At 46.6% G+C, this 16831-nt stretch carries 15 protein-coding genes; 5 read left to right on the forward strand and 10 right to left on the reverse strand.

Annotated elements, in window-relative coordinates:
- Positions 1 to 208 precede the first annotated feature (208 nt).
- Positions 209 to 520 (forward strand): hypothetical protein, encoded by a 312-nt coding sequence (locus KBY65_RS05275; RefSeq protein WP_255000762.1) that lies wholly within the window; start codon positions 209 to 211, stop codon positions 518 to 520.
- A 58-nt stretch (positions 521 to 578) separates the two neighbouring features.
- A complete protein-coding gene (locus tag KBY65_RS05280; protein ID WP_094559980.1) occupies positions 579 to 1103 on the forward strand; it encodes a LexA family protein in 525 nt (174 codons plus the stop codon).
- A 147-nt stretch (positions 1104 to 1250) separates the two neighbouring features.
- On the opposite strand, the gene KBY65_RS05285 is transcribed toward KBY65_RS05280, so the two are convergent.
- Both KBY65_RS05285 and KBY65_RS05290 read right to left on the reverse strand, forming a co-directional pair.
- Positions 1251 to 1409 (reverse strand): hypothetical protein, encoded by a 159-nt coding sequence (locus tag KBY65_RS05285; protein ID WP_158217038.1) that lies wholly within the window; start codon positions 1407 to 1409, stop codon positions 1251 to 1253.
- Positions 1410 to 1429: 20 nt separating this feature from the next.
- Positions 1430 to 1753, reverse strand: a complete 324-nt coding sequence (locus KBY65_RS05290; RefSeq protein WP_143592853.1) for a hypothetical protein — start codon at positions 1751 to 1753, stop codon at positions 1430 to 1432.
- 390 nt (positions 1754 to 2143) lie between these two features.
- Between KBY65_RS05290 and KBY65_RS05295 the strand changes: the two genes are divergently transcribed.
- A complete protein-coding gene (locus KBY65_RS05295) occupies positions 2144 to 2323 on the forward strand; it encodes a ribbon-helix-helix domain-containing protein (protein WP_094559932.1) in 180 nt (59 codons plus the stop codon).
- 151 nt (positions 2324 to 2474) lie between these two features.
- Positions 2475 to 2861 (forward strand): hypothetical protein, encoded by a 387-nt coding sequence (locus KBY65_RS05300; protein ID WP_255000764.1) that lies wholly within the window; start codon positions 2475 to 2477, stop codon positions 2859 to 2861.
- A 212-nt stretch (positions 2862 to 3073) separates the two neighbouring features.
- Here KBY65_RS05300 and KBY65_RS05305 read toward each other — a convergent pair whose 3' ends face one another.
- Entirely contained in the window at positions 3074 to 3553 is a 480-nt protein-coding gene (locus tag KBY65_RS05305; RefSeq protein ID WP_255000765.1) for a transposase family protein, read from the reverse strand.
- A gap of 300 nt (positions 3554 to 3853) precedes the next feature.
- Here KBY65_RS05305 and KBY65_RS05310 point away from each other — a divergent pair, with 300 nt between their 5' ends.
- Complete coding sequence (locus tag KBY65_RS05310) at positions 3854 to 4558, forward strand: hypothetical protein (RefSeq protein ID WP_255000766.1); 705 nt, start codon at positions 3854 to 3856, stop codon at positions 4556 to 4558.
- On the opposite strand, the gene KBY65_RS05315 is transcribed toward KBY65_RS05310, so the two are convergent.
- The 7 genes from KBY65_RS05315 to KBY65_RS05345 form a co-directional block, all read right to left on the reverse strand.
- Entirely contained in the window at positions 4553 to 5722 is a 1170-nt protein-coding gene (locus tag KBY65_RS05315) for a YcaO-like family protein (RefSeq protein ID WP_255000873.1), read from the reverse strand. The genes KBY65_RS05310 and KBY65_RS05315 overlap by 6 nt on opposite strands.
- A 49-nt stretch (positions 5723 to 5771) precedes the next feature.
- Positions 5772 to 6959: a TfuA-like protein gene (locus tag KBY65_RS05320; protein WP_255000767.1), complete on the reverse strand. Its 1188-nt coding sequence runs from the start codon at positions 6957 to 6959 to the stop codon at positions 5772 to 5774.
- The gene (locus tag KBY65_RS05325; protein ID WP_255000768.1) at positions 6956 to 9043 is read right to left on the reverse strand and encodes an ATP-binding cassette domain-containing protein; all 2088 of its coding nucleotides are present in this window, start codon (positions 9041 to 9043) and stop codon (positions 6956 to 6958) included. Before KBY65_RS05325 ends, KBY65_RS05320 begins: the two co-directional genes overlap by 4 nt.
- Positions 9044 to 9072: 29 nt before the next feature.
- Entirely contained in the window at positions 9073 to 11172 is a 2100-nt protein-coding gene (locus tag KBY65_RS05330) for a cysteine peptidase family C39 domain-containing protein (protein ID WP_255000769.1), read from the reverse strand.
- Positions 11172 to 12578 carry a hypothetical protein gene (locus KBY65_RS05335; protein ID WP_255000770.1) on the reverse strand — a complete coding sequence of 469 codons (1407 nt, stop codon included), beginning with the start codon at positions 12576 to 12578 and terminating at the stop codon, positions 11172 to 11174. Before KBY65_RS05335 ends, KBY65_RS05330 begins: the two co-directional genes overlap by 1 nt.
- Positions 12575 to 14089, reverse strand: coding sequence for a TolC family protein (locus KBY65_RS05340; RefSeq protein ID WP_255000771.1), 1515 nt, complete (start codon positions 14087 to 14089; stop codon positions 12575 to 12577). The genes KBY65_RS05335 and KBY65_RS05340 overlap by 4 nt, the downstream gene beginning before the upstream one ends.
- A gap of 176 nt (positions 14090 to 14265) precedes the next feature.
- Complete coding sequence (locus KBY65_RS05345) at positions 14266 to 14856, reverse strand: transposase (protein WP_409996623.1); 591 nt, start codon at positions 14854 to 14856, stop codon at positions 14266 to 14268.
- Positions 14857 to 16831: the final 1975 nt, after the last annotated feature.

Here is a 16831-nt window from a genome sequence, read left to right on the forward strand (position 1 = left end):
CACCACGGCGAAAACGTCCGTCGGGGATGGCCTTGAGAAAGCTGATTAGGTCGTTGGAATCAAGCTGATCAACTGCTGCGCCTGGGATTTGGGGCATGGAGGTGAGCCATTCCCGCCGACCAAAGCCGATGCTGTCAGACCCCGCCAGCACTCCGTAGACACACTTTTAGGCGGCCCTGCGGCGGCGGGGCAGGCTCTCCCGGTTCCCTTGGCCTGGCCTTTGGAGCCGATCACCCCTGGCGAAGTGGTGCTGTTGCGGCTGCGACCCGAGCAGGCCCCGGAGGGGGCCTTTGCCCATGTGCACTTGGTGGGCGCCTCCGCCGAACGGATGGCGAGCACGTCCGCCCTGATCCGCTCCCTCGCTCAGAGCTCCCTGGCCTGGTTGGCGGCCATCGAAGCGGCCCTGGAGGCTGAGGATGTGCCGTTGGCTTGGACTTTGCTGTTTTCGCCGCAGCTGCCCGATGCTGCCGATCTCACGGCCCTGCGGGCTGAGGTGGTGCGGCGGGGCTGCGGCGACTGACGCCCGGCCTTGGTTCAGCTGTACTATTGCACCTGTTGTGTTGCGGAGGGTGGCGGCCATGGCCTATGCCCCCACCAGCGATCTGATTTGGTTGGGCCCCTTGCGCCAGGGGGATGGGCCCCTGCAGCTGCCCCTGGCGGTGGAGTCGGTGGCGGCGGGGTTCCCGAGTCCTGCCGACGACTATGTCGAGGCGGCTATCGACCTCAACGGCATTCTGATGCCCCGCCCGAGCTCCACCTTTCTGATGCGGGTGGATGGTGATGCGATGCGCGGCGACGGCATCCATCACGGTGATCTGCTGGTGGTGGATCGCAGCGTGGCGCCGCGCTCAGGCTCCACCGTGGTGGCGGTGCATGAGGGATGCTTTGTGCTGCGTCGGCTTGAGGGACGTCCCGCCCAGTGGTGTCTGGTGGCGAGTGATGCAACGATCGCCGCGATTGCCCTGCAAGGTGAAAACCCAGATCTGCTGATTTGGGGTGTGGTGATTCATGCGGTGCACCACCTCTCCACGCCGCTGTCGGGATCGCGACGGCGAGGTGCCGTTGCTGGAGGCTCACCAGAAGCCCTGGGAGTGGAGCCATAGCCCCAGCAGTCCCATCGGCACAAACACGGCACCGAGGATTTGCAGCTTGACCGTGCGAGGGGAGGGTTGCTTTTTGGGTGGCATGGAGGCTTAGGGGTGGCCGCAGGTGTAGGAGGGGTGGCCGCAGGCGAATCAACCGGAGTCCAGTTAGCTGAGGGCTTGCTGGAGGAGGCTGGCGAGCTCCTCGAGTTGGTCGTGGTTCAGCATCCAGTCTCCCTGGCCGTCCTTGGTGATGTGCTCAGCTTCCAGCATCCAGCCGTCTTCCAGCTGTTCCAGAACGAAGTGAAGGGATTGGTGGCGAGACATGGCGAAGGAAGGGGGGCGGCTCACGCCGAAGCAGAGAACAGAATCGGGCGGTAGGTGGGCTTTGCGGAGGGTGACAGGCTCCACTTCACCCGGCAGGTAAAGGTGCCGTATTCCCCCCTGATGGCCGTCGAGACGCGCATGGCCGTGACCGTGGCGTTCGGGGGAATGCGGGATTGGGCCTGGTTGCAGGAGTTCACCTCGGAGATGCAGGAGCTGTATTCGGCGGTGCCGCTGGTGGGAGTCTTCTGGGCGGCTGTTGGTTCGGCCTGGACCAGGCCAGGCTGGAGTAGGGCGGTGGCTGCACAGAGGGCGAGCAGCCGGGGGCCTACAGCGATGGGGCGCATGGCCAGAGAAGAAGGTGCATCCGTCCTAGCTGAACATGCCCTGATGTGCCTCTGGCGGCAGGCCGTGCGACTTGCTGGTCGATAGCGCTGGACTGGATTCTGCTGACCAGCTTGGCGGTGGCTTACCGCCATCCTGACTGATCCCGGTTTTCCGGTAGTGGTTGCTACAGCGATTGTCTGGTTTTTGGATTTGGGGGTCAAAGCAATTCATCCGGCCTGATGCCGAGCTTTGGATTGATCCAGATTTCGAATAGTTACAGGATAAAAATACACGAGGAACCGCATGTAGCCCTGCCCTGTTATGCCATGCGGGATTGCTGATCTCTAATTATATTGAGCTCTTGCACTCAGTCTGAGCTGGCTATAGGGTTAGGTGTCTTCCGCATACAGATGGCTGGCTTTGATCGTGATCAATTTGCATTTCTGAAGCCCAACAGACTGTCGGTCACGGTTCCTTTTTCTCTCTATGTCGCTCTGGAGCGGCGGGCCACGATGGAGGGTCGCTCCCTGTCCAATCTGGCGGCCTATCTGCTCGAGAATTCCCTGGGCGGGCCACCGGCCAAGGGCTGACAACCTGGCTGACGGCCTCTGGCGATTGGGCCCTTTCTGCGGGGCGTGCGGCAGGTTTGCGGTGGAGTGGCCGCACGGCAGGCCAGGCCGGTAGATGGGCCCCATCCTTGGACCGGACCGCTGCTGGACGGGCCAGGCAGGAGAACGAGACATGGCCTCCATGGCGGCAATCGAACGCTCCGCCACGGTGCATGCAGCGGCGGCCGACTTGGCTGGCACCCTGACCCGGCCCAACCGTTGCCGCGGGTTGGTGATCTTTGCCCATGGCAGTGGCAGCAGTCGCTTCAGCAGCCGCAATCGTCTTGTGGCGGATCGGCTCGTGGAGGCAGGGCTGGCCACCCTTCTGTTTGATCTGCTCACGGCCGAGGAAGACCAGTGCGATCACGGCAACGATTCTCTGCGTTTTGACATTCCCTTATTGAGCCAGCGTTTAGCGGGAGCCATTGACTGGTCCCTTCAACAGACCGAGCTTGAGGGCTTGCCCGTGGGCTTGTTTGGCGCCAGCACCGGCATCGCCACAGCGGGATCAAGTTCGTGACGCCCCATCAGCGTCACAACGGTGATGCCGTGGAGATCTGCCGTCACCGGGCTGTCGTCTACGAACAGGCACGCCAGAGGTATCCACGCCGCTGGTCACGATCAGTCCGGTGCTGGCGTCAGCCGGAGGTGGTGTGGATCAACCCGCCGCCGCCAGAAATCGAACTCGAGCCAGCTACGTTGTCGATGGCTGCCTGAACAGCAGCAGGGGCGTCATCTTTTCTGGCAGTTACCGCTCAAGCCCCCGGGTGTACTGACGAGAGGGGTGGCATCTTTCCTGAAACCGGGGGCGCCACCACCGGTTGTAGGCACGATCGACCCTCGCAAGGTCTTGCCGGCACACACCAGCTGATCGAGATCCGCTGCGCCACCCGGAATCTGGGCGATCGTCCAATCACGGATCGCCGCGCAAAGGGCTGCCACGTCCACCTGGTGGAAGAAGTAGCGGAACGTGGAATCTGATGGCGGTCGACGCAGCTCCACGCCGAGTGACTCGGTGAGCACAGTGTGGTGGCGGATGGCAAAGCGCTCCAGATCCCGCAGGCTCCGACAACCGCTCAGGATTCCGAGCACGGCCACCAGCAGCAGATACCAAGCCGGAAACCGAACCCCGCGCCGCATCCGCGCGTCTGGGATCGACCTCAGGTAGCTGATCAGATCGAGATCGGTTGCAGCGGAGACGCTTTCAAGCACAAGCAGGGGGCGATTCCGCCGACCTCAACCAATGCTGACAGCACCGGCAAGGACGCCTGTGACAGACTTTGAATTAGCCCTGCCCGCTGCTGGAGTCAACCGGCAGAAGTGTGGATCAACAAGCCAACAGAAGAGCCCGAGCCGCTCCTGGCACTACACTTATTCCAGGCCGCCTAAATGGTAGCCAATGAGTGACAACCTTCCTGAAAGTCACCGCACTCGACAACTTTGCATCTTCTTGCAGCCCTTGCAACGTCTTGGGCTTCTATCTTCAATCAAGCCTTTCTTATTGGGTTCTATATGTTTTACGGAAGCAACAAGCATCCAGAATCGAGTCTCACCTGGATTGGCCTCATCGATGGCCTTTATGGAATCAACATAACGCTCATGCTTGTTGGTGCCCCTGGTTATCTAGGTGAACTCATTCGGGCGAATGCAGCTGGAGATATTAACGATTCTTCATCGTTAAAACTTGCTTGTGAGTACCTCTTTTTTTTAGTCATAATTGCACTTGTATCATTCGACCTTTGGGGACTTCATTCACTCTCTGCGAGGTCTGACTATATTCTGAGGAAGAGAGCATCAATACTTAATCTTACGAGTTTGGCATGCAATGCAGTGATCACACTTTCCTTCCAGATAGCAATGATTAGGAAGGTAGACCTTGCGCAAGATTCGAAGGTATTTATAGGGACTCAGCTAATAGACTTCTTGGCACTTATGTCTCTTGCCACTGCATATACAAGCCATGTATTTCTATTGCGCACTGCCAGGCATGCTCATTCAACAGCAAATGGATCAGAACTAAGTGCCATTAAAGTACATGACGCATCAGTCCATGCCTTTAAAAGTGCAGCGATATTGCTGAGTGCTTGCACCTGTAGCATAATCAATTTTAAGGCAGGGTTCATAGCTCTTGGATGTGGCATAGCATATATATATATATCATTGACGAATATATTAACCCTAAGAAACGCGAAAGAAGAGATGGCTAAATGGCTATAAAGATGTTCTCAATCTATGTAAAGCGCTTCTGAGGCCAGAGAGTCTAGGAGTAAATTGCACAGATCTATTAAGTGGAACTGAATGACGATGAGAGTATGACTGCAAGCCGGGTACAATTACACGAACGACCGATATTTCTTCTACCTCATGCGGGAAGACAAACTCAAAAGCATCTAAGAATCCTTTCTGGCGTAAACGCCGAAGTATATCATCTACAGCGTCAAAGGATTTTAAAAACTCATTACTCAGTGGAGAATGATTTTCGCAGATTAGTCGCTCAAGATATTGTTCATTGATATTCATCTCAGACAATGAATGAAACTTTTCAAGAGTAAGGTCATCACGGGAACCAGCAATAATGACAGTCCTCGACTGTACTGCTTCTGTGATTGCTCTATTTATTGCAATTTCATCAGAATGGTGGCAGCCAAGGCCTTCGGCGAAACGAATTGTTGTGTCATATGGAGAGTAGATTGCGGCACGATATACAGGCAGGCCAAGATCTGAAGCACGATCAAATAGATAGAGCTGGAGGCCTGCCTCATGAATGGCATTAACAAGACCTATTGTGCTTGAATAGCTAATAGTATTAAGATCAATACATGCATCTTTTACCATGCCCCTGCGAATAAGTATCTGCCAAGAAATGACAGCATCACGTTCGATAAGTTCATATAAAGCCGAAAGCCTTGCTTCGTCCTGACTAAAACCTGACGCCAGACCATTAGAGCCCCAAACAAAGGTATTAAGAGGATCTCGTATGAGATGATGAGAAAGACCAACTGAGGCGGCTGGAACATATTTTGTTTTACCTGTATACATGTTTCTACAAGGAAGCCAACTAAATACTGTATCAACATTAAATACACTCGACTCCAAGACTGGAATGTACTCGAGATGCAAGCTTAAATCCTTGTTAATCGTAGAATATGGTGCATGCAATAGAAGTTCGGATGGAAAGTTTTCAGCAACATCTGTTTCAATAGACTCCATTATTGCAGATACAGCACTATCAGCATGAGTAATACCTTTACCACAAGATACAACCAGCGAGAAAGCACGTGGACGGTAAGCTGTATATACAGGAATGCTGAGAAAGTCAAGACCAGTAATATTTGCCACCCTAGTGATCCCATAGGTTTTAAGCCTTGGCAGGAGTAGCATAAGAGCTTCGCTGGAATGAAGCTTTCTCCAATTGTTGGAATAAGCACTATCAGTTGTCAAGTCCTACCTCCAGACACTTGGAAACGATATCCGCAAACTCAGCATTCCCCTCACTCAGACACGATAAAAGACTGGAAAGCTGATTAGAACCAACATTATGAAACTCGTCGAAAACAGATGAAATTACACCAAGATCGGAAAGGGCTTTTTGAATACCAAGCATAGCTGAGTGATTTGCTAAACTAGCATAAAGTGTAAATAAAGTCGCCAGATACGTACTAAGCCTATCGACTTCGGCATGGTCATTTAGAGGTATACTCGGAACTCTCGGAGCTAATAAAATAACAATCTGACGGCATATGCCGTAAAGGTTAGGACTAGGCTTAATACCCAGAGTTCTTGAGAACTGGAGTGCAGCCATGAGGTTAAGTGAATAGAATAAATCAATCAATGAAGCTTCTCTTTGGGGATATGATGGGGTATAAGAGACACTACTATCGCCAGCCTTGACATAACGTCCAGGGTCTGAGTCCATAAAAAAGTTGATCTGATGGGTTCCAAGCGAGATGGTGTCAAGCTTCGGAACATTAGTGAGTTTATAATCATCTAACAAATTAGGCAATGTTCTGACAGCAAGAAGTGCATCATTCATTTTCCAGTCGACGATTAAAGATGAAAGATTTGGACAAAGCTTGCGGACAGTCTCATTTGAATCAATTATCTTAGCTGTACGTTCTGAGAAATGGATTGAAGCTATGGAGCGAAGGATAGAGTCAGCATCAGAAGGCGATATCTTATTAGTGTTAGCCAGATCACTAAGCGTAAGTCTTAGATTAACAAGAGGAATCGATAGGGGCTCGTAAGGAAAAGAATCAGAATGCAGAATAGCAACTTCATCATCTGAAGTTAATGGGTTTGAAGCAAAATAATCGTATACTTTACCAATGCCAACCATACCGTAATCGGCAAGCTCGGCAGCACGTAGAGCCCCCATTGAAGAAGCACCAAACACCGGAATACCTTGCTTCAGTGCATAGATAATCTCTTTATGGCGAACTGACAAAGTCGAGTAGAAATATCCATCAAGAATAAGAATGCAAGATGGGCGCGGCAGGGAAGCTGAAAGCAAGAGGCTCAAAATATCTGCTGCACGAATCGGTGGAAGCACAGTAACATAAGATAAACTAACTTTTATAGCTTTTTCAGAAATTGACGGACCTGCGAATACGTATATCATTTGATTACAAGTTCACAAAGATCAGAATCGGACCTGTTTCCGGCTAAGACAGTAGTTATAGAGTTGGCACCCAAGAAGGTCAGTATTGAAATCTTCATATCCATAGAAAGAGCAGACATAGAATTGTCAATCATCAAGATGGTTGGCTTACGAGACACTGCATTAGCCAAAGATAACAGTTGGCGCTGGGCAACTGAAAAACACCCAGCTCCAGGAGGAATGGGTGTATCGAGACCCATCCTAAGACCTTCTATCAAGCTTGTTAGATGAAAACTCTTTATAAACTCGATAAGCTGGTCATCAGATTGAGCTAGTGGTCCATTAAATATCTCACCTAAAGCACCAAATGGGACGAATGGAGACTGTGGCGCAAGAGAGACTTGCCTTCGAAGAGATATTATATTTATGGTATCAATACTATGATTGCTATAGAAGATATGTCCTTGTGAAACTGGATAAAGACCAAGACAAAGCTTAAATAAAGTACTGCAACCGGATCCAGATTCCCAATCTAGAAAGTGAGATTTACCAGCCTTAATATCTATAGTGATATGGTTTAATACTGGCTCAAGATCTTTTGCGTAAGAAAAGACCAAGTCTACTATATCAATATTACCAGTAAGTGGCACATCAATGTTCGAAGGGTTGTAACCCGACTCAATTGGTGCAAAAATTAAAGGACGCGATCTCTTCCAATAAGCGAGAACATTTACGAGGCTATTAGCTATAGTAATTGTACCCGAAGATAGATTAGTTGAAAAAAGAGTCAGGGCTGAAGTGTATCCCAGTATAGAAAAAAGTTCAAGGGATAAGCCAGATGACTGTATATTAATGGTCGGAAGGATAGCAGCAAGGCTCACACAAAATGCAAGAGACTGAAAAGACTTTGACAATAAGTCAATAGAATTATCACGGGTTCTATAGTTCATCGTGGCTGCTTGAGCCTTGCTCAACAGCTCCACGAAACCCGACTCCCATTTAGGTACAATACCACGAGCACTCAATTCGGGAAAAACTGATAAGAACTGGTACGTATAACCAGAAATTTCAGCAGAAATGTCTAGGCTTTTTGCAAGTATTTTACCACCTTGATTTGCCTTGATGACAAGTATAAGCATATAACCTATGATCAGGGGAAGAACCGCTACCGTCGCGGTGGCCGAATAGCCAAACATGATAAGTACATAGACGAATGAAGACAGGAGATTTACCAGTGATATTATATTAGAACTGCTTAGCAGAGTTCGAATCTGACTGATCGCAGAGGCACGAAGCATTAGGTCGCTGTTGGTATATTCTGATAGTTCCGATAACTCTATTTTCATAAGTCTATCCCAGACTGAGGTCTGCGCACGCTTATCAGATTCTGTTTCTAGTTTGTTTACGAACTGAGATTGTATAAAAAGACTTACTGAACTGACAATGCCTAACAGCAAAGAAAGAGCGCCGATCTGATATGCATAACCTTCATCACCAAGAGAAATTACATTTGATGTAACATATACAGTAAGCGATGGGAATAATAATTGAAGACTACAGCCAAGGAGGGAGAATAAGATTACATACCCAAAATCAGAACGAAACTCATTGAAAATAAACGAAATGAACGAACCAATTGAGTTTACTGTGTAAGGAAGCGAAGGATATACCTCAAGAAAATAAGCATATTCGCTGACGGTAATGCTCATTGGCTTGGAAAAGACAATAAGACTGCTGTTATCCGTATTCTTGCTGATTCTGTATTTGTTGGTTACAGTTTGCAATCTGAAAAAAACATCATGATAAGAGTCATCTAGACCTTGATGGGATGGTATTCCGATTAGCACTCCGAAATCAAAAGTATCAAAATGATTTTCAGGAAAAACCATCCTAAATCTTATAGCATTTGCTTCAAGAATATCTTCAACAGAGGCATTATCCGAAGGAACAATTAGTTCAGATTCTGGAACTGCTTTTAGTAGAGAAAGGGCTTTACAACAGGTTGCGAGAGGATATGCTCTGTAATCAATATTTGAGATATCTTTCCCAGCATCTAAAAATGACTTGTACTGTAAAAGAATAGAGCTGTCAGAGTTTGGAGGCACTCCCGATGGATTAAGTGAGTGTGTCATAGCTAGGAATTAGGTGTTGAAGATAGACGATTTAAAGAAGTTAAATCTAGAATATAATCACAAGCTGCACCATCAGCGCCATCTAAAACAATGAACAAGCAGCAATAAAGACTCCTGAACCTCTCAAGATGTATAAACAACTCATCTCGATTTAATTGATCAAAGCAATTATCTACTATTAATATTCTTTCTTTTGATGCTGAGGCATAAGCTCTTGCAAGAAATATTCGTTGTTGAATAGTAATGCTAATAGAGTTTCCACCAAAGTCCAGTCTAGTCGCTGCAGATAAAGACTTAGAGCCTCGCGAAGACGTCAATAATCCTGATTGTCGCAAAGCATTTATACTGTTTTCGTGAGTTATACTGTCGTCTTTCAGTACTATATTGTCCAATAGAGAACCTTCAATAATAACTGGTTGCTGCGGAAGGTAAATACAACCAAGGCAGTTTGAAGATGAAGAAAAGCCATCTTTGCTTTTCCACATTATTTCTCCATCAGTAGGCTTGTAGAAACCCACTAACATCTGCAGTAAAACGCTCTTCCCAATTGCAGGTGGACCTATAATTCCTATAACCCCGGAAAGCTCAGTCTCAAACTTGAGTTTATTAAAGACCTTGTTATTTGGCGAAAATTCAAATTCAACATCCTCAAAAACTAAGGTCGAAATGTTAGAACCGCAATCTTGCGGGTTAATGGTTGATAAATCTTTATCATCAGAAGCAGCGTCTGGAGCTTCGAATACATCTTTTATTCGATCAACCGGTGCAGCTATTTCCTGCAGAGAAGCTAAAATGCTAGGTACTGAAATGATACCAGAGCTTATCATGCCCATCAAGTATGAAACGCTTATAAAGTCACCAAGTGACATAGAATGATGGATAATAAGAATTGGACCCAGAACAAGAAGTCCTACATTTAGAAAGTAGAAAGCGCTATTGGCAATTAGCCCTATAACACTCAAGCTATTTGAAACTGATATTTGAGAGTTAACGAAGTTTGTATAGTAACCTGCCCAAGTGGCAAACCGTTGATTTTCAAGACCTGCAGTCCTTACCAGATTGATTTCGGAAAGAGTCAATAGAGCGAGGCCTTGCTGTTTACCTGATTCGATTGAGATAAGCCTGTTCTGATTGTCCACAGAAAGATTTATAGTTATTGCAAAATAAAATGTAATTACTACAACAAAAAGACAAAACAACCCAATCTGCCAACTGGCAAACATCAAGAATATTATGACAAGGACCGTTGATATCAGCGTCGCAATCTGCGCTGAGAGTTCATAAATAAAGGTAGAGACACTTTTTGAGGGAACCATTATACGAGTTGCAAGCTCAGTAACCTGGCGATTTGCGTACCATGTAAATGGTCTACTGACCATAGAGCGGAGAAACTCTACCGTCTTAGTGATAGATGAAATATATGCAACCTGACTAGAAATGCGAAATGATAAAAAATTAACAGCTGAAATGACTCCCGAAAGCAGAAATAGGAGCCATAATAAAGGAAGTGCTGCAAGAAACTCGGCTTGTCCAAGAATAGTGTCAATAAAATATGATGTAATCTGAGCAGATAATACGGAAGGAACTACACTAGAAACAGATAACGCAATGACAAGATGAACTGGCTTTAAAGATGAACCAAAAAAGAACTCAAACAAAGATCCATTAGTGATTATGTTGGGAGACGTGTAGTTACCCGTAAAACTTGGGTCAACTGGTCTTATGACGACGCCAGTAAACTGGTTTGTAAAATCTAGTTCGGCCAGCTCTCGTCTTCCGATTGCAGGATCATTAATAAAGAAAGTCTTCTTACGTGTACCTTCATATACAACAAAATGATTTGAATTCCACCAAATTATACATGGTGGAGTGACAAACCAAATTTTTTCCTTCTCAATACGTGAAGCTTCTAGCTCAATACCAAGTAAACTTCCAGCGCGTTTGATATCGCCAATAGTTGAGCCGTCCCTTCCTATACCAATTGAAGTGCGTACCTCTTCTAATGTATGTTTCTGCCCATAAGAGTCAAGTATCATTTTTAAGGATGCTGCCCCGCAATCAGCGGATTGCATCTGTAAGGTTGTGGGTACGGCTTTATACATTAATTGATGCCTGTAAAACTTCTCATAAAAGGCAAAAGAAGGCTTGCAGGAGCAATATGGTTAGATATAATTGTAACAGATGCCGGAGTTGATATCGGTATCTTATAGTTAGGACCTATTGATGTATTCCACTGATATCCCGAATATGTCTTCGCGGATCTCAGCTTAATTGTAGCTATAAACATCGTACCCGACTGCTTAAAAGCTTCATCTGTTAGACTCTTGTATCCAACTATTGCACTTGCAGAATCGCTTGCAATTGAGACAGAAGATAAACCCTTTATAGTTCCCATGATTGAGCCGAATTGATTTGTATCAACATTACTTGGATTGACTAGTACTTCCATTCCAGAACGCAATCCTTTAGCAGCACCCGGAGGTATAAATGCAGTAATGATATCTAGACCTGAAAGATTTCTTTTGTAGCTTACGAAGGCTATTGTCTGACCTGCTTTAGCTTTAATTCCAGACCTGACAACTTTTGCGATAATTATACCTTTGTAGGGCCTTGTTACAAAAATGGGTTGTGCAGCGTTGGCTACACCTGTATTAAGGGTTACTTTATTCTGTATAAGTTGACTTTGTGCCTTTTTCAGTTCAAGAACAGAATTCATGTTTTGCGTAGAAGCATTAAGCAGATCTTGTTTCGCGCTTAATACTTGGGTCCGGGGAACTATCCCCTGTTTTTCTAGCGCAATTAACTCGCGTTGTTGATGCTTTAGCTGCTTTACGATATCACTTGACGAGGAGGTAACATCAATGTTCATATTCATCTGACGTTCAACTGCAGACTGAGATAGCCTATAAGTGTTAGCGGCTTGCCCAAGGCTTGCCGCAGTAATAGGATTAAGTATGTAAGCAAATGGGACGCCCCCGTTTATCAACGTTGAATCGAGAAGATTAGCATTCTGAAATTCATCTTCAATTTCGCGATCGATACCAACGCGAAGCAGAGCACGAGGCTCACTAATCGATAGCTTTGTGGCTCTGCTATAGAAGTCAATGAAATCAAGCAGTAAATAAGAGTTTGTGTTGGAGAAACTACCTTTACTTGCAAGAGTCGATGAATCAACTAAACCAGAAGATAATGTCTGATTGAATTGAATAATTTCATTGAGTACTGATGGCTCTAAATCATCATAGAAATATACGTTACCGTCACTTTCAGCTTTAACCTCAGTCAGAGTTTCAGGAGAAATAAATACTGCTGGAGCCTTTACTGTCTGAGGAAGAGATCCAAGAATTGACCAAATAATCAATCCTCCGACTGAACCGAAAGAAAGTATTGAAAATAAAAGTGTTGGGGGGGTTATTATCTTTACAACTTCATTTAGTTTTTCGGGATTTACGCTTCCACGATGAATCTCTGGCTTCGAGTTAGAAGTCCTCTTAATTTGTTTATTCATTGATCTTTGTTAGACTGATTGGTGTACTCGACAAGCTGATTATCTGACGCAGAATCTAAAAATCTACTGATAATCTGTGAGGTATTCGGCAGGACTGGATAACTAATAACTTGCTGTGCTTGGAAATAATTGACCGCAAAGCTTGCCTCTGTCGTTACTTTTGTATTCATTGCAGCAAATGTATTTTGTGCACTTGTTTGCATATCAAGATAAGTACGGAAACCTGCTTTGTAGGCGATCTCAATCAGTTTACCTGCTCTGACGGCGTCTTCAATACTTCCTTGTGCTACAGAAATATTTTGCCTAAGAATCCTATCGTTAACAAGTGAATATTTGTAAGTCTCTACAACGGACTGCATTGTCTGCCTAGCAGAAGATTTAAAGCCTTCGGCTGTGGCAAAGCTTGCTTTGGCTTTGGCATAGTTCTGACCGCCGTCGTAAAAATTCCAATTACCTGAAAGCATAACAAAGTTTGTGTATGCATTTGAATATTGGCGTCCCGGTTGAGAAGAACTCTGACCGAGAATATTACCTGTTTCATTGGTTAGTGAGGCATTTGCAGACAAGCTAAATGTAGGCAAATATGTACGCATCAGACTCTTTCCTTGAAAATAGGCTGCTCTTTCACTCTGCAAGAGGGCAACGTATGAAGGATTGCTCCGAAAGAGATTGAGGATGGAATCTAAAGTGTCGTCCAGTGATTTTTGGGCGAGTTCGTCATATGAGACTTGATATTCGCGTAAATTGCTCGGACTATTGCAAACTGGCTGCGATGTTAAAGTATTAATAACTTGGAGCCTTGATTCTACACTTGTCAGGTTTGTCAGGTATGAATTTCTATATGACGCATACTGTTGCCTCATGCTTATCTCATCAATTAAGGAGCGCTGACCAGCTAGCCTTAGGGCAGTGATAACTTCTAATTGTTGCTTGACAGAAGAGAGGACCATCCAAGATGTACGGACTAAATTTGCAGACTGGACGAGTGAGATGTAATTATTAATACCTGATGCAACTGACTGGAGCATCTCGGCCGCAGTATTGTACTTGGTTGATTTGTAAGTATAATCTTGCGACCTAATAAATGACTGCTGCGAGAGATTAAAAAAATTCCAGTTAATACTCAGAGTTGGTTCGTTGCTCAAATACGATGGATTGACATACGAACTGTTGGACCCTCCGGCGAAGACACCGGTCTCAGGATTGTAATTATAGCTTCCTTCGAATGTAGCGGCAATGGACGGAAGGAAATACCGCTGAGCTGACAGAAGCTGCTTATACGAGGCAATTGTATCAAATATATTCTGAATGTTGCTTCCGTTTGTTGCAATGGAGCTGGCAAGAATGTCAAAGTCTCTTATTGTTCCATCGAACTTCAGCGCAATGCATTGCTTGGCGCTAGAAATTTCCCCGATGGTGCTATTCTGTGCTGTAACCGGTTGGGCTGTAGCATAAAAGATACACAGTGCATTGAACCCAGCGATTGCGATGCGCTTTATTGACCTTATCATGGGGCTTTCAAGTCGCTGATGATGGAGTAATGTATACCAGTTAGTTTTATGTCTTTTGGTTGCACAATAAATTCAGTTGTGCTACATATTCCCATGCGTCACCCCCGAGAGGTACCCGATGGTTGCCAAACTAAACGCTTTGGGTTTCGGTTTTGTATGTAAGTCGAATCAAGCTGTTAGCGGCCGTCGGCATTGACGCCCATGGCGATCACAGCAGCTCTGGAGCAGACCTGCTGGCCCAGGCCAAGCCGGCCGTGGAGGTAGGTGGCATCGAGGAAGACGTAGGCGTAGCCGCTCTCCTGCAGGGGCCGGTTCAAGAAGGCCTGCACCAGCACATCGATGCCTGCGCAGATGCGGCTCACCTCGGACTTGGAGATGCCACTTCCAGAGCCGAGGGAGGCCACCAGGGCATCGACTTTGCGGGTGGAGATGCCACCGATGTAGGCCTCCATCACCACGCCATAGAGGGCCTGATCAACGCGGCGGCGTGGTTCGAGGATCGAGGGAAGGAAGCTGCCCGCCCGCAGTTTGGGGATCTGTAGGTGGATGTCGCCCACCTGGGTGGTGAGCAGTCGGGGCCGGTAGCCATTGCGGTAGCCAAGCCGGTCGTCGCTGCGTTCATGGCGCTCCGCGCCGAGCACGGCGGCCACCTCCAGCTCGATCAGCTGTTGCAGTTCGTGGCGCACCAGCTCAGGGATCAGCTCCCCAGCAGTGCTGCCATCCAGTAGCGGCGCCAGGGCAGAGGCGCCAGAATTAGTCGTGGGCATGGTTCGTCTGGTCTGAGGTGGTACTCGAACCAGGGAAGCGGGCCTGCCCACCCCTTGCAACGACTGGCGTCTGAGGAGCGGTCTGCCAGCCCCGGCTACGCCGGGGCTGGGCTCTCAGCTTTTACACCAATAGAGGGGACGCGGCTAATTCATCCGCCATCAAATTTCTACGCTGAGACCGATGTCAAGCCCTCGTTGACCAGAGCTTCCCTAGTTAGTCGCCGCTCAGAATCATAATTTCGCAATATTTAAATTCATCCAATACAAACTCTATATAAGTGATCCAACACAAGATACCCCGCCCTCCTCTATCTGTTGCTATTGGCGGCGCATTGCGCATATTTGTGGACAACTATGAACTCAGTCCATAATAGAGAGAAGGAAGACCGCTTAAAATAGCGTAATGCCCACGCCTATACAAGATTATATCAAAATTCACTACTCCCGTACGTAGCCTTACATCTAGCTGTTGTCTGATGACAACTTATCGAGCTACTATCTCCCCCCTGCGGATAGCCATAATTAAAATTTCATGTAATTTACAGAATTGATCCCCTATGCCTTTGACATGGTACCGACGATTAAGGTAGTATTGAGGGTATGTTGGCTTAATCTGAAGGGATGACTGCGAAGCATGGGGATATAAATACCGTGATTTCCCAATTACAGCTCGATGATCAGACAATTAATGAACTTCTAAGATTTGTTCCACGACCTCTCGTTAAGTCAAGAAGGCCTTTCAAGGGATATACTAAGTCGCGTCAGACTGATATCATTTCTAGCAATATGACTGCAGGAGAATACTACCCAGTCGAGGCTACATTTCTTCCAGACCAGTTTTGGTCTCAATGTCTTGATCTTATATCCAGCTCCTTCCATCTAGATATTTCTAACCTTTCCGGGGTCCGCTGCCAGCTTAATTGTATTCCTTTTCACGCTCTTTATCATCCACTATCGATAGCCCCTCATTCTGATAGTATCAGCAGGAATGTCGATGTTGCAGCAGTTAACATACCTCTATCTTCCCAGATGCCATTTCAGACGGCTTTTTGGTCTCATAGAGTCTGGGGAACAGGCCTGGATAATTTTGATTTGCTGGGCGCCGAACATAAAAATAGCCTCATCGATGACTGCGGACCATTCTCAGCGTCAAGACTACTCGCAATACTTGATGACAATCCTGAATTTACCACGAGTAGCGAAATTAAACTAAGGGACTGGACCCTTCAAGAAGTAGTAGAAACAAAGCTCGGCGAACTTTGCGCTTATAATGGTCGCACTTTTCATTCCCCATACCTTCTTCGCTGTAAAACCAATACATCTGCTTTTATCGGTCCGTTTAGTGACTTAAGAGTATCGTTGGCAATATTTATCATCTTCTCGAGAGCAGGTAGATCTGGCTACGCTTCGTACGCGCAAGACGAATGGCTTTCGGTTGAGCTCCTACATCACAAAGTCAAAAAAAGCCTGCTTCAGCTTGACAACTCTTATTCTACCTACAAGTCATAATTGCAATTAGTAATTATTTCGGGCGTGCACCCAGACGAAAATCTTTTTACAGCCCATCTCGCATCATGGATGGAGAGAATTATCGGGATAATTGTTTGTCGCAATCTCTCAAAGGTATCTCGGTATTCATTGTACCCACAACACCCCGAAAGCGGGAATCGCCTTTATCAATACAACGGACTTTACTTTGATCTTAATCGAGTGTTCACTACGCAGATTCAGGCCAAAGTACGCGATCTCTCCAAAGCGGTAACTGTACTCGACTCCTTCTCTGGATTACCACGCCAGTTCGCTCAATATTACATTGATACTTCTATCTCTCTGGGAATAGATGTTCCATCCATCTCATTCGGATCTCAATCGGATTATAATGGATTCTTTGGGTTTACCAATGTCAACATCAGGGAGATATGCTCTGCTGAGGTCAGGCGGCTAGGTGATGAGATACTTTTAGGATGTCCAGCTA

Source organism: Cyanobium sp. Alchichica 3B3-8F6, from assembly GCF_024346435.1.
Taxonomy (GTDB): domain Bacteria; phylum Cyanobacteriota; class Cyanobacteriia; order PCC-6307; family Cyanobiaceae; genus Cyanobium_A.